This is a genomic window from Anaerococcus martiniensis, assembly GCF_043187485.1.
Taxonomy (GTDB): Bacteria; Bacillota; Clostridia; order Tissierellales; family Peptoniphilaceae; genus Anaerococcus; species Anaerococcus martiniensis.
Genome location: NZ_CP171106.1, coordinates 910536 through 923499, shown reverse-complemented (window position 1 = coordinate 923499; position 12964 = coordinate 910536). Strand labels below are relative to the sequence as shown.

Genomic DNA, 12964 nt, shown 5'->3' with positions numbered 1-12964 from the left:
CCTTCTATATATATAAGATTTATTCAACTCTATTTACATTAACTTCTTTTTTAAAACCTATTAAAAATTTTATCCCTATTATTATACAGATAAAACAAATAATCATTACTAGACTGGCAACATCTTGATATAAAGATAAGCCCAGTGCCAGTAAATTATTTACCAAGTGTACAAGTATAGCATCTGTAATATTTCTTCTATAGTAATATACATAGGCTAAGACCATACCCATAAAGAATGTATTTATTCCTTGGAGGATATTCAAATGATAAATTCCAAATAACAAACCATTTAAAATAATTGCAGTTTTTAGGGAATATATTTGATTAAATTTCTCAAAAACAATTCCCCTAAAAATTATCTCCTCACAAATAGGAGCAAGTATAACCACTCCTAAGAACATAATTAATATATCAACACTTGTATTTGCCTGAAAGGCTTGATTGAATTGATTTAAAATGTCATTTATCATTTGATTATCGCCTGCTAGGGTTAAAATCATAGAAATTATCAGATTGCCAAAGCCAGCAACTCCAAGTCCAATTATCACCATCTTCCACGAATCGGGTAAAAAACCTCGGTTTTTTATAGGGTTTTGATATTTATCAGGCTGGGTTTTTTTGAAAATTTTAAATCCTAGCCAAATTAAGATTAATCTTAAAAGCTGGCCGACAACAACTTGGTATTTAATTACATCTGTTAATATACTGGCTTCAGATCCACTAGGATTTGATGAGCTAATCATAGCTGCCAATATAATAGAAGAAATTAATTCCGTTCCATAAACAAAGAGCATAGCTAAAAATCCTATGCCCAAAAATTGCAAAACTTTTTTCATTACCTATCCTTTATTGTTTCACGTGAAACATCAAACTTATTAACGCTATTATGTTTCATGTCTCTTAAAATTTTGATAGCAAATATAAAGCAGATCAAGCCACCTATAAAAGCTATATAATAAGTTATTATATTTATATTTACAAAAAGTGCAATAAAGTTGTTTACCACGTGGACGATAATTGCATCTGTGATATTTGCTCTTTTGTAGTAAACATAAGATAGGGTTAATCCTAGGAAAAATGCATTGATGCTTTGTCCAACATTAAAGTGAATTATTCCAAATATAAGTGATGATAAAATCATAGCTGGCCCCAGCTTATAGAGTAAATTACTTTCTCTAAATAAAACACCTCTAAAATATAATTCCTCACCAATAGGAACTATGACGGCCATGCATACAAAAAATAAAATAACATCAATTAAAGCAAACCCATCAAATACATTTACTGGATGAAGGGTCTCAAAATTTATAGGGTTGCCAGCTAATATGTTTAATAAAATTCCTGTTAAAATCAAACCAAAAAAAGCATAGCCCCAACCTACTATGACCATTTTCCAAGAATCAGCTAAAAAACCTTTATTTTTCAAGTAAGGTTTTTGACTAGTTGAAAGTCTTTTTTCACGTAATTTGAAAAATAAAAATAATAAAGCAATTGTGATTATCCATTGCAAGGCTAATTTAAAATGAATATTTGCTACAGCATATTCTAGCAATGCCTTGTTTTCACTTAGGGGAATTCCAGATATAAGGCCAAGCAAGCGTATAGAAACAAAATCCATGCCTAACCAAAATCCAACTACAAGGATGGCTATTAATAAAAATTTAAAAAACTTTTTCATGGCTACTCCTTTTTATTTTTATCATACCCATATGGGTATTTATGAAAACAAAAAAGAAGAATCCTAAAGGGGATTCTTCTTTGGTAGGTTTTTGCCACGTGGATATTTTTTTTTGGTCGGATGGATTTTTTCTACTATAATGTTAACCCTGTCATTATCATCAATTTTAAATCTTTCGATTTCTTTAACTTGACCGCCCAAAATTTTTATTGCATTCTGGGCTGCTTCTAATTCCTCATCAGCTTTTGGACCCTTTAGGGCAATAAAGATTCCACCAACCTTTAAAAATGGTAAACACAATTCTGAAAGGGTGGCCATATTAGCAACTGCACGACTAACAACAACATCGAAGGATTCACGATTTTCTTTTGCAAAATCTTCCGCTCTGGTGTGGATAGCATGGGCATTAGATAAGTCTAATTTATCAATTACTTCATTCATAAAATTCACTTTTTTATTTACACTATCGACTAGGGTTAGGTCAAAGTTTTTTTCGATACGAAGTGGGATACCAGGAAATCCTGCACCTGCTCCTATGTCCAAGACCTTATTTCCTTCTTTTATATAAGGAAGAACTGAAAGTGAATCTTCAAAGTGTTTAATTTTTATCTCTTCTGGATCTGTTATACTTGTTAGATTTGTGTGAGAATTTACCTCAATTAGATAATCGCTATAAATTTCATACATTTTATTTTTGTCCACTTACTTCTCCTGTCTTAAGTCTAATTAAAAGTACATTAATGTCAGCTGGAGTTACCCCAGAAATCCTGCTTGCTTGGCCAACTGATGATGGTTTTATTTCGTTTAATTTTGCAGCTGCTTCTTTTTTAAGACCATCTATACTATTGTAGTCGAAATCTGCTGGCAATTTTTTATTTTCCAGTTTTTTAAACTTATCTATGTCAGCCATTTGTTTTGCAATATAGCCTTCATATTTGATTTCAGTTTGAACTTGGATTTGTTGGAATTTTGGAAGCTTAGGTCTATCCTTATCAAAAATTGCTACTGATTCATAGTCAAGTTCTGGACGTTTGATAAGACTATATAGGCTAACTCCTGTTAAAATTGGGTTGGTACCAATTGATGCTAATTTTTGATTCGTTTCATCTGTTGGGGTTAGAATAATGTTTTTAAGTCTTTCTTTCTCGTCATTTATGGCCTTATACTTATCAACCATTTTTTGGTATCTTTCTTCACTTGCCAGTCCAATTTTATATGCTTTTTCAGTTAACCTTTGGTCGGCATTATCTTGGCGCATGGTTAGGCGGTACTCGCAACGGGAAGTCATCATCCTATAAGGTTCATTTGTACCCTCAGTTACAAGGTCATCAATTAAAACTCCTATATAAGCATCTGACCTATCTAAGATAAATGGATCTTCTCCTTTTATTTTTAGAGCTGCATTAATACCTGCGATTAAGCCTTGACCAGCTGCTTCTTCATAGCCAGATGATCCATTAATTTGTCCAGCAAAATAAAGACCCGAATATGCTTTTGATTCTAGGGTAAGATTTAATTCTCTTGTATCAATCATATCGTATTCAATAGCATAGGCTGGACGCATAATTTTTGCATTTTCCAGACCCTTAATGGTCTTATAAAAATCCATTTGCACTTCTTGAGGTAGGGAAGATGATACTCCTTGGACATATATTTCATCCGTAGATAAAGATTCAGGTTCAAGAAAAACTTGGTGGATATTACGGTCTTCAAAACGAATCATTTTATCTTCTATAGATGGGCAGTATCTTGGACCAATACCATCAACTTTTCCGCCATAGATAGGGGAGCGGTCGATATTTGCCATTATAATTTCTTTTGTAGCAAGGGTGGTGTAGGTCAGATAGCAATCGTATTGCTTGTGGTCTGAGAAATCTTTGCCCTCATTTTCAAAGGAAAATGGTATGATTTCTGTATCCCCAGCTTGAACTTCAGTTTTTGTAAAATCTATAGTCTTACGGTCAATTCTTGCGGGTGTACCAGTTTTGAAACGACGTAAGAAAAATCCCATTTCTTCTAAACAATCAGATAGATAGGTTGCAGCTGATAAACCATGAGGACCGGAAACTTTTTCAAAATCTCCCATAAGAATTTTTCCGTTTAAGTAGGTACCTGTACAAACTATGACAGCCTTGCAAGGAAAAATTGCTCCCTCGATTGTTTCACATGAAACAATTTTGCCATCCTCATAATTTATCTTATCTACTTCTTGCTCAAAGATGTCAAGATTTGGCTCATTTTCCAAAACCTTTTTCATTTCTTCGTGGTATTTTCTTTTATCAGCTTGAACACGTAGTGAATGTACAGCTGGTCCTTTGGAAGTATTTAACATACGGGATTGGATAAAGGTTTTATCAATGACCTTTGCCATTTCTCCTCCCAAGGCGTCTAGTTCACGCACCAAGTGACCTTTTCCTGTTCCTCCAATATTTGGATTACAAGGCATATCTGCTATTGATTCCAAGGATGTGGTTAATATTAAAGTTTTCATGCCAAGTCTTGCGGCAGCAAGTCCAGCTTCACAACCTGCATGGCCCGCACCGATGACTACGACATCATAGCTACCGTGTATATATTTATTATTTTCCAACGCAAAACTCCTTAAAGACCTTATCCATTATTTCATCTGAAACTGACTCACCGATTATAAGTCCCAAATCATCATAGGACCCACGTAAATCTACTTCTACTGCATCAAGGGGTATGCCCATTTTAATGTCAGTAAGCGAGTCATCAAGTTTTTTGCCAGCTTGATTTAATAATCTTTCGTGGCGGGTATTTGTAATTAAAATGGATTCACGATTAACTTCGCTTGTATCAAAAATTTCTGTAATTGTTTCTTCTAATTTATCGATACCAATATTTTCTGTCATAGATGTTTCTATAATAGGCAAGTCAATATTATCAAAAATTGCCCTATCAAATTTTTGGTCTAGGTCAGTTTTATTTAAGATAATGATAGAATTTTTGCCCTCGATTAGGTCAAGGATTTTTTGATCTTCCTTATCAAATTCCCTTGATGTATCAAATAAGGCAATGATTAAATCAGAAGATTTTGAAATTTCTATTGACTTATCCACACCAATTTTTTCTACCACATCATCAGTATCGCGGATACCTGCTGTATCATTTATTTTTAGGGTAAAGGACCCCAGATTTATATATTCACTAATCAAATCACGGGTTGTGCCAGGTATGTCTGTAACAATGGCACGATTTTCTTTTAATAGGGCATTAAGTAGGGAAGACTTACCTACATTTGGTTTTCCTAAAATTGTAGTATTTATCCCTTCTCTGATAATTTTCCCTTTATTTGAAGTATTAAGTAGTTTATCAATCCTAGCCTTAGCCTCATCCATATATTTTATAATTTCATCAGGTGATAGGTCCTCGCCATCTTCTGTAAAGTTTATAGAATATTCCAAACGAGATAGGGCTTCTAGTAGAGATTTACGAATTGCTTCAATTTCATTTCTCAAAGACCCATTTAATTGGTTAATGCCTTGGGCTTGGGAAAGATCATTAGTAGAATTGATTATATCTAAAACTGCTTCTGCCTGTGACAAATCTATACGGCCATTAAGGAAGGCACGCTTGGTAAATTCACCAGGCTCAGCCAGAACTGCACCCTTATCTAAAAGAAGATTTAAAATCTTTTTTACAGATATAAAAGAACCATGGCAATTAACCTCTACTATGTCTTCTCTAGTATAGGTCCCAGGACCTGCCATAAAATTTACCATAACTTCATCGATAATTTCCCCATTATCGACTATATTTCCATAGCGCATCCTGCGATTATCTTTTTTGACATCTATTGGCCCACCATGGATAGGCTCAAATATTTGATCAATTATTTCTTTGCTTTTATCCCCACTCATCCTAACAATGGATATACCACCAGTACCTGTTGGAGTAGAAATAGCTGCGATTGTAGCATCACTCATAATATTTTCCTTTCATAGTACGATTGTATCCACTACTTTGACTAGTGGTTATTAACATAAAGATTATAGTAGAAAATTAGTAAAAGTCAACATTTGTTGGTAGAAAGTAATCCAATAGCATATAAAACCATATTAAATTATCAAACTTAATAAAAATTAAAAAAAGCAGTCAATAGCGACTGCTTTTTATTATAAAACTGTTTTAAAATTAACTTTAACCTTATCCTTAAAGGTGTTATAAATTAAAGTCCTTTTTAAAACTTCATCTAAAAATTCGTCCAGTTTTTCTCCTTCTAAAAAAGAGAAGAAGTAAACATCTACTTCTAGTTTTTCTATCAAACCTGGATCTTCATAACCTATTACATTTAATAAATACATGGGATTTGAGATTTCTAAGTCCGCCTTAGCTTCTATATCTTGGAGAATTTCCCCATGTTTTTTTGCTACTTTCATCATGGTTAGCAAAATCTCTGAAACAATTGATGATACAAATAAATCTATAGACGTAAATTCATCATTTTCCGAATCAAAGGATATGGCTTGGTCGACACTTGTGGATGTTTTTTCGTTATAAACTTTAACATCTTCATCAAAGACCACCGCCCTAAATGATTTGGAAAAATAATTTATATCATCATTCATAGTCAGCTCTCAATCTATCCCTTGCTTCTACCATAGATCCCACTTTGGCTTTTATATTCTCGTATTCATTTACAGGCCTATTAGAAAATGTTGCAAAGCCACAATCAGGATTTAGCCATAGATTTTCTTTATCAATATAAGTTAGAGCTTCCTTGGCCCTGTTATATATTAGATCTACATCTTCTTTTTCATCAAATCTAGGATTTAGGACACCAAGTCCTAGAATCATCTTATTTTTTATTCTATCATCTGCTAAGAGAGATTTTAACTCTCCTGCCCTTGGTGTGGAAAACTCTAGGGCAAGCAAATCTGCATTTATATCAGAAAATAAATCAAGAAGTGGTGTATAAGGGCCTTCAAGTAAGATACTTTCATCCTTGCTCCAATTGCCCCTGCAAACGTGCATGGAGGCTATAGATTTTTCCCTATCTATGCCATCCATAACACTTTTTATAAGGTGAGTTGCAAATTCTAATTCTTCTGTCGGATCTTTTCTTTGGGATAGGGAAGCACACATAAAGGTCCTTGGCCTACCTTCTGTAAAAACTATCTCTGTTAGAACTGGCTCATCAAATTGGATGACATCAACACCTATTTCTTGTAATTTTGCTATCTCTTTTTTAAAGATTTTTATTATATCTTCACCCAAGTCTTCCTTACTATCATAGTAATTTGAGCTAACATTTGCTAGCCACATACTACGGGTTACAAGGTATGGGCCTGGCAAGGTAATTTTTACAGGTCTATCGGTAAAAGATTTTAATTTTTTAAGCTCACTTGCTACTATATCGCCTGTGTATTCTACTTTACCCGTACAAATAGCATTTTTTATGGAAGAAGCTGGTACATCTAAAGTATTTAAAATATTTTCAAATTCTCTTTTATCATCCACATAATCAAGCATCTCAGCCATAGACATTTGAGAAACTCCGCCAAGTTTTTCAGATATAAAAGAAACGTAGTTGTCTCTAGCTATTTCTCCACTTGTTATTATATCTATATCTAAATCTTCTTGGAGTTTTACAACTTCTTTTGTTTTCTCATCTACTAATTTTTCGTAAGTTTCTTGATCTATTAAGCCTGCGCTAAGTTTCCTACGGGCCATTAATATTTCATGGCCCCTAGGCATGGATCCTATAAGAGATGTTTTAAATAAATTAGTTTTCACTATTAAAACCTTGGATAAAGTTTCCTATATATTCATTTGCCTTTGTAATTTGTTCAAAACCTTCACGTCTACCTGGCATCCATTCTGTAAGGCCTTCTAGGTCCATGATTTCTTTATCTTCTTCTTTGTTATAATCCATTTTAAACATGATGTCATCAAATTCTTTAATGTCTTCATCAGCTACTTCTGGGTTAAAGGTAAAGATGCAGTGGTCAAAGTAATCTGTTTTTGATAAAACTTCTATTTCGTTTTTATCAATTGTTCCATCAGCAACCCAAGCATCATAGTTTAAATCTAGGCAAAAACTTGCATCTACTTCATCATTTAATAAGGCTTTCATACTATCTAGCTCACCACCAACGTGATCACCGTGTAGTCCCACACCTATATCAAATCTTTTTTCTTCATAGTCTTTTTCAAATTCTAGGCCATTTTTGTGCAAGTGATAAATTGGTATAAGTCTTGCTTGGGGAGAGTCTATAGCTCCAAAACCTATTGTTTTACCCTTAAGGTCAGCTATATCATTAAATTTATCCTTTTTAACTACTAGATATGTTTGACGGTCTCTGTCAGTATCTCTCATAGAAGCAATTTTTTCTTTTTCATCAAGTCTAAGTCTTGCATCAAGTTGGGCAAGTGGGGAGTTCCAAGCTACATCTATGTCTCCATTAACTAAGGCATCTACTTGCAACTTATAGTCTTTAAAGAAAACAGGCTCGATTTCTGCTCCATTTTCCTTATAGAATTTTTCTATCATTTCCCAAATTACAGTAACACGTGGTGCGTAAATTACAGCTCCAACTTTTAATTTATTCATTAAAAAACCTTCCTTTTTGATTCAGTATTAAAGTAATGGTTGGCCTGTGATAGCTCTTCCTAGCCAAACATTTAAAATATCTAATGATGGAGCCATGATTTGTCCTGCATAGGCATCTCTCATTAGTCTTTCTATTTCTGACATTCTATTATAGGTTTTTCCGCCACCTACTCTCATTGCAAGATTAGATGATTCGATTGCTCTTTCAATTGCACAAACTCTTGCTGCAATAATTTTTGCTACAGCATCTTCTTCACCATCAACCAATGATCTTGCTGCAAGCTCTGTTATAGCTTTTGAGCTTAAAGCATTAGAATAAATTTTTGCAAGGTGAACTTGTACTGTTTCTATATTAGCAAGATTTGATCCATCTGGATATTTTCTATTTAAGGCATAGTCATTTGTAACATTTGAAAGTCTTAAGTTAAGTCCTGTATAAACGCTAGCCAGACCTAAAATGAAGTATGGAGCTACTATATTAAATACTTGAGCTTCTCCAGAACCTTCCTCACCTATACGGTTAACTTCTGGTAGAGTCACTCCATTTATTTGCATTGGGCAAGAAACATTTCCTCTCATACCTAGACCCTTCCAGTGATCCATTTTAAATTCTAAACCTTCACTGTCAATTGGTACTATCCAGTTATTTATAGCTCCTTCTTTTTCAGTTGATGGGGTTAAAATTAAGTAATAACTTGCATGTGTTGCACTTGTTACCATGGATTTAACACCATTAAATACATATTCGCCGTTTTCTTTCTTTTCTACTTTTACTTCTGGAATATAAAAGTGAGTTCCTGTTCCAAATTCAGAATAAGCAAGTGCCATAAAAACGTTATTTTCTACAATATCATTTACAACACGTTTTTTAAGTTCTTCATTTCCTTCATTTAAAACTGTCATTAAAGCTACGTTATGCATCATATAGCATAAACCTGCTGTTGGGTTACTTTCAGCAAAAGCCATTACAGCTTGTTGATGCTCAACAGCTGTTTTTCCTAGTCCACCCATTTCTTCTGGGATTAAGAGCTTAAAGTATCCTGCTTTTCCCATTTCTTCAAAAGATTCTACAGGGAATCTGCTTTCCTCATCACTACTACGAGTGTATGGCTCGATGTGTTCTTTAGCAAATTGTTTTGCTTCTTGGTAAAAATCCATATTTAACCTCCTAAAAAATATCGTTTACATTTATATAATATCAAGTTACTGTTAAAATGTCCACAATTTTATACAATATTTTTTGTAAAATATTAATTAATATTAACTATCTTATATATCAAAGTACTGAGACATTTATTTTTTAAACAAAAAAAGCAGTCAATATGACTGCCTTTTTTATTCTTCGCTATCATCCACATAGTCAACAACTATATATCTTTTTGGTTCCATGCCTTCTGAGTGGCTTGTTATATTTGGATATTTGCTGATTTCTTCGTGGGCTAATCTTCTTTCGTAGGAATTCATGTATTTTAAGTTCCAAGGTTTTTTGCTTCTTTGAACTTTTCTTGCTGTATCTGCTGCAAGTTCTACAATTTTTTCGTCCCTGCGTTTTTTGTAATTGTTGATATCTATATTTACTCTTAGGTTATTTGCTCTTGAGTCGATGGATTTTCTAACTAAAAGTTCAATTGCATCTAGGGTTGCTCCACCTTTTCCAATTGCTATTCCAGTGTCTTCTTCAGCAACTTTTGCATCAAGTTTTATGATAGAACCTTCTAGGTTGCCGTATACACTTGGGTTTTCAAAGTGCATTTCTTTTAGGATATTTTCTAGAAATTCTTTGGCTTTGTAGAATTTTTCTATGTCTGTTTGTTGTTTTTCTTGGGCAATAGTTGGTTTTGCTTCTACTTTAAAGTCTTCTGCTAAATCAGATGATTTTTCTTTTTTTTCTTCATCTTTTAAATCTTCTTCAGAGTTTTCAAGGTCTACTTCTGAATTTGATTCAAATGTTATTTTTGATGACTTACTTATGACCTTGTAGTTTTCTTGGTCTGAAATTTCTTTGTTTTCTTGGTCTGAAATTTCTTTATTTTCTTGGTCAAAGTCTATATTTTCAAAGCTTTTTTCTTCTTTGCTTTCATTTTCCCAAGGGTCAACTACATGGGCTTCATAGTTTTCGTTATTGTCAATTTTGCTTATTCTTTCATCTAATTCTTTGGTCAAATCCACATTTTCGCTTTTATGACCCTTTGAATTTTCTTGGTAAGAATTTATCTTTTGAAGTCTTTCGTATTCGCCATAATTTTCGTCATCATCTGTTATTTGATGGATGCTTGCTTCAAAGTCCCTGCCTTCTTTTTCATAAATTTCATAGGAATCATTTTCTGATTCATAATCTTCTTGGCTTTCATAATTGGCACGGGCTTCATCTTCGTAGTATTTGCTGCGGTCTTTGATATTGTATTCTTTGTCAAATTCGCCAGATTTTAGAGAATCGTATCTGATTTCATTTTCTAAATCAATCATAGCTTCATTGATGTCTTCATCAAAGCTAATGCGTACAACTGCATCCTTGCTTCCTAAGCCTAAAAATCCAGCTGATCCTTCTTCTATGATTTCAATTTCTACTTCAGATCTTGATTTACCAATTTCTGCTAGAGCTTTTCTAATAGCCTCATCTTTTGTTTTTGCTTGTTTTATTATTGACTTTCTCATTTTTTACCTCGTTTGTGTGAACTTGATTAGGTTTTTTGATTGTATAATGCATTATAACCATGATTATGAGTCTAATTAAAGAACTCATTGTGTAATATAAAGGTAGACCTGCTGGTAGACCTCTAAACATAAAGAAATATAAGATTGGCATCATTAAAAAAGTTTTATTCATGCTTGCCATTGGCCCTTCAGCCAATTGTGGGTTGGTTTTCATTGAAAATAATTGCACTAAAATTTGAGAAACACTTGTTGCAAGTGGCAAACCAAACCAATATGGATCTTTTTGAGTAAGGTCACCTATCCAGTAAAAATCTTTTCTTATTCCTTCAATGCCTTCAGGGAATACGAATTTGGTTGTATCCTGCATAACTCTAAATAAGGCAAAGATGATTAAAAGTTGGATAATCATAATAAGACATGAAGATAGACCTGGATTTACATTTTCTTCCTTATAAAGCTCTTGCATTTTTTGTTGCATAATTTGAGGATCATAAGAATATTTTTTCTTTATTTCATCCATTTTAGGTTTAATCTTTTGGGTATTTTCTGCTGTCTTTTGTTGGGAAACTGTAACAGGGATGATAATAAGGCTGACAAGCAGGGTCATAAGGATAATTGAAATTGCATAAAAACTGATATTACTAGGTTCAACTTGGCTAGAGCTAAGTGAATCGTAAATCCACCTCATTAGTTGGCCTAATAAGGAAGCTAAAAAATTTATCATATACTCTCCATTTTTCTAATAAATTCTCGTGTGTAGGACTAATTGGATTATTTAACAGGGTCGTATCCGCCCTTGGAAAAAGGATTACATCTTAAAATTCTCCACAAAGACATAAAAAATGCTTTAAAAAATCCATATTTAGTAAAACACTCAACTGCATATGTTGAGCAGGAAGGATAATATTTGCATTTTCCAAAGCCTAATTGTGGAGAAATGTAAGTCTTGTAAAAATTTATCATTTTTATAAAAATTTTATTTAACATAAAAAATCTTATTCTTTTTAAAAGCAATGCTCATAACATGGCCAAAAGTCTTTTTTAAGGCCTGGTAATCATAAGATGTAACATGTTTTTTTGGGATAATTACAATATCGACACCATTGAGCTTATTGTAATTTATCCTTACTATATCGCGCAATTTTCTTTTTAAGGCATTACGCTGGTTGGCCTTGCCAATTTTTTTGCTAATAGAAAAGCCAAATCTAGGATGGTTTAGACCATTTTTTTTAATCAATATAGTAAAGTCTCTGTTATAAAAAGCATCACTTTTTCTGTAAACTCTTTGAAAGTCAGTATCTTTTCTTAAACTAAGTCGCTTTTCCATCTACGTCCTAAATTTCTAATAAGCTGTGCTTAAAAGCTAGGATTACTAGCTCCTATATTAAGCAGATAATCTTTTTCTATTTTTTTTGCGGCGAGCTTTAAGTACTCTTCTTCCACCTGGAGAAGACATTCTTTTTCTAAAACCGTGATCTTTTGCTCTTTTTCTTCTATTTGGTTGATAGGTTCTTTTCATACTAACACCTCCTACTTATAATTTTAGACTCATACTATTATATGAATAAAGGGGCAATCTGTCAAGATTATTTAGCAATTTTACATAAAAAAATGGGTAGATGAATAAGATTTGCATAATAAAATTTATAAATATACCAAAAACCCTTAAAATAGCTTATAAAATTTCATTGTGGATAAGATTTTTGGAAAAATTTTTATGCACAGCTTTTAAACACAAATTTTACTTGGATAAATATGAGCAAAAGTGATTGCAAAAAATTACTTATCCCATAATATTGGGATAAAGAAAAAAATAATATAAATAAATTTAATAAATACACAGACTTATCCACATATACACATATTTTAAAAGTTAAATTTAAAATTTAATAATAGTTTTCCCACAACTTATCAATAGCTTGTGGATAAGTTGTCAAATCCTCTAATTTGTAGTATAATTTCAGGTGTAAAAGACTTGGGAAAAGATAAAAATCCCTTTTCATGAAATGTTTTTATGTGGAAAAGTTTTAAAAATAAAAAAATTTTGTGATGGTT

14 protein-coding genes are annotated in these 12964 nt (G+C 32.8%); all 14 read right to left on the bottom strand.

All coding sequences use genetic code 11. The annotated features are described in order from the left end of the window. Positions 1–19: 19 nt before the first annotated feature. Complete coding sequence (locus ACF3NF_RS04570) at positions 20–838, bottom strand: CPBP family intramembrane glutamic endopeptidase (RefSeq protein ID WP_394022368.1); 819 nt, start codon at positions 836–838, stop codon at positions 20–22. Next, a complete protein-coding gene (locus tag ACF3NF_RS04565; protein ID WP_394022367.1) occupies positions 838–1680 on the bottom strand; it encodes a CPBP family intramembrane glutamic endopeptidase in 843 nt (280 codons plus the stop codon). Before ACF3NF_RS04565 ends, ACF3NF_RS04570 begins: the two co-directional genes overlap by 1 nt. 63 nt (positions 1681–1743) lie before the next feature. Then, positions 1744–2367, bottom strand: coding sequence for a 16S rRNA (guanine(527)-N(7))-methyltransferase RsmG (gene rsmG, locus ACF3NF_RS04560; RefSeq protein WP_394024440.1), 624 nt, complete (start codon positions 2365–2367; stop codon positions 1744–1746). A 1-nt stretch (position 2368) separates the two neighbouring features. Next, complete coding sequence (mnmG, locus tag ACF3NF_RS04555) at positions 2369–4270, bottom strand: tRNA uridine-5-carboxymethylaminomethyl(34) synthesis enzyme MnmG (RefSeq protein ID WP_394022366.1); 1902 nt, start codon at positions 4268–4270, stop codon at positions 2369–2371. Further along, the gene (mnmE, locus tag ACF3NF_RS04550) at positions 4260–5627 is read right to left on the bottom strand and encodes a tRNA uridine-5-carboxymethylaminomethyl(34) synthesis GTPase MnmE (protein ID WP_394022365.1); all 1368 of its coding nucleotides are present in this window, start codon (positions 5625–5627) and stop codon (positions 4260–4262) included. Before mnmE ends, mnmG begins: the two co-directional genes overlap by 11 nt. A 189-nt stretch (positions 5628–5816) precedes the next feature. Continuing rightward, on the bottom strand, positions 5817–6269 hold the full coding sequence (locus ACF3NF_RS04545; RefSeq protein ID WP_394022364.1) for an OsmC family protein: 453 nt from the start codon (positions 6267–6269) through the stop codon (positions 5817–5819). Next, positions 6262–7437, bottom strand: a complete 1176-nt coding sequence (locus ACF3NF_RS04540; RefSeq protein ID WP_394022363.1) for a 5-methyltetrahydropteroyltriglutamate--homocysteine methyltransferase — start codon at positions 7435–7437, stop codon at positions 6262–6264. The genes ACF3NF_RS04545 and ACF3NF_RS04540 overlap by 8 nt, the downstream gene beginning before the upstream one ends. After that, a complete protein-coding gene (locus ACF3NF_RS04535; RefSeq protein ID WP_394022362.1) occupies positions 7427–8254 on the bottom strand; it encodes a phosphate/phosphite/phosphonate ABC transporter substrate-binding protein in 828 nt (275 codons plus the stop codon). The genes ACF3NF_RS04540 and ACF3NF_RS04535 overlap by 11 nt, the downstream gene beginning before the upstream one ends. 27 nt (positions 8255–8281) lie before the next feature. Further along, the gene (locus ACF3NF_RS04530; RefSeq protein ID WP_394022361.1) at positions 8282–9412 is read right to left on the bottom strand and encodes an acyl-CoA dehydrogenase family protein; all 1131 of its coding nucleotides are present in this window, start codon (positions 9410–9412) and stop codon (positions 8282–8284) included. A 177-nt stretch (positions 9413–9589) separates the two neighbouring features. After that, entirely contained in the window at positions 9590–10909 is a 1320-nt protein-coding gene (jag, locus tag ACF3NF_RS04525; protein ID WP_394022360.1) for an RNA-binding cell elongation regulator Jag/EloR, read from the bottom strand. Then, positions 10869–11633, bottom strand: coding sequence for a YidC/Oxa1 family membrane protein insertase (locus tag ACF3NF_RS04520; RefSeq protein ID WP_394022359.1), 765 nt, complete (start codon positions 11631–11633; stop codon positions 10869–10871). Before ACF3NF_RS04520 ends, jag begins: the two co-directional genes overlap by 41 nt. Before the next feature lie 47 nt (positions 11634–11680). Next, positions 11681–11896 carry a membrane protein insertion efficiency factor YidD gene (gene yidD / locus ACF3NF_RS04515; protein ID WP_262121175.1) on the bottom strand — a complete coding sequence of 72 codons (216 nt, stop codon included), beginning with the start codon at positions 11894–11896 and terminating at the stop codon, positions 11681–11683. Beyond that, the gene (rnpA, locus tag ACF3NF_RS04510) at positions 11886–12236 is read right to left on the bottom strand and encodes a ribonuclease P protein component (protein ID WP_262121173.1); all 351 of its coding nucleotides are present in this window, start codon (positions 12234–12236) and stop codon (positions 11886–11888) included. The genes yidD and rnpA overlap by 11 nt, the downstream gene beginning before the upstream one ends. Positions 12237–12293: 57 nt before the next feature. Beyond that, the gene (gene rpmH / locus ACF3NF_RS04505; RefSeq protein ID WP_019191371.1) at positions 12294–12428 is read right to left on the bottom strand and encodes a 50S ribosomal protein L34; all 135 of its coding nucleotides are present in this window, start codon (positions 12426–12428) and stop codon (positions 12294–12296) included. Positions 12429–12964: the final 536 nt, after the last annotated feature.